General features: G+C 65.5%; 1 pseudogene. It reads right to left on the reverse strand.

Annotation, left to right across the window (positions count from 1 at the left end):
- Positions 1-725: pseudogene (locus EN994_RS33985) on the reverse strand (helix-turn-helix transcriptional regulator); the annotation flags it as partial.

A 725-nucleotide genomic window follows, 5' to 3' on the forward strand; every position in this document is an offset into this window, starting at 1 on the left:
TGAAGGCACGCGCGGCGTGCTCCTGAAAATTCTGCTCCAGCGCGATTTCAAGGCTGCGGGCGAGATGCAGCCGGCTGCTGGCCAGATCCAGCCACTGCTCGGCGGCGCCGACATTGTTGAGCGCGTGACAAACGACATCCTGCCGGTCCAGCTGCTCGGCAAGCTCGATCGCCCTGCCGCCCAGCGACAGGGTCTCGTCGAGCCTCTCGGCCAGCATCGCCAGCTGCGAAAGGTTCGAATAGGCCATGGCAAGTTCGGCACTGGCGGGAACTGCCTCCAGCAACGCGACCGCCTGGGCGCCGAACAGGTCGGCTGCCGGGCGGTCGCCCAACAGATAGGCGAAGCGCGATAGCCACCTGAGGCTGTCGCCTTCCTTCAGCGTGTTGCCAAGCGCCTTTTGCAACGCGCGGGCTTGTTCCTGCGCCTTGATGGCCTCGTCAATGCGGGCGATCAAGTGACACTCGAAGGCATACTGCTCGTAAAGTCCGGCGCGTTCTTCCACGGGCAAGGTGTCGGCCTGCCGCAAGGCGACCTCATAGTAGCCGGCGGCGTCGCGATGGGCGCCGACACGCGAAGCCTCGCGCGCGGCGATCGGCGCGAATTCGCGCACCGCCTCGAAATTGTGCGCTTCCACGGCGTGATGGACCAGGCGTGCGGTGGCGACGCCGCCGTTTTCAAGCAGCGCCGACAGCGCGCGCTGGTTGAACAGTCTCCTGTAACTTGTC

This window comes from Mesorhizobium sp. M7A.F.Ca.CA.002.09.1.1 (assembly GCF_003998555.1).
In the GTDB taxonomy this organism is placed as follows: domain Bacteria; phylum Pseudomonadota; class Alphaproteobacteria; order Rhizobiales; family Rhizobiaceae; genus Mesorhizobium; species Mesorhizobium ciceri.